This window comes from Pseudoalteromonas sp. S4741 (assembly GCF_005886135.1).
In the GTDB taxonomy this organism is placed as follows: domain Bacteria; phylum Pseudomonadota; class Gammaproteobacteria; order Enterobacterales; family Alteromonadaceae; genus Pseudoalteromonas; species Pseudoalteromonas tetraodonis.
In genome coordinates, this window is record NZ_PNCN01000269.1 from 1 (window position 1) to 297 (window position 297).

Annotated in this window: 1 rRNA gene; it reads left to right on the forward strand. The window is 33.0% G+C overall.

Annotated features, from left to right (window positions below):
• A 16S ribosomal RNA gene (locus tag CWC30_RS18120) occupies positions 1–55 on the forward strand; the annotation flags it as partial.
• Positions 56–297: the final 242 nt, after the last annotated feature.

The following is a 297-nucleotide window of genomic DNA, read 5'->3' on the forward strand; positions in this document are numbered from 1 at the left end:
GGTGGAGTCGTAACAAGGTAGCCCTAGGGGAACCTGGGGCTGGATCACCTCCTTATACGATTTAGAACTTATTTGTTCGTAGTGTCCACACAGATGATTGTTAGTTAGTTTGCTCTTTGAGTTGACTAATTAATATGCTCTTTAAAAATTTGGAAAAGCTGATAATAAAATTCGTATGAATAACACTGTTATTTGTACAGAGTTTTCAAAAGTAAAAAATGCCATTAATTATTGAATAGAAGAGTTATTTGGTATCAACTTTAGTATTCATTATTTTCTTCTGGCGAATTTTTACTG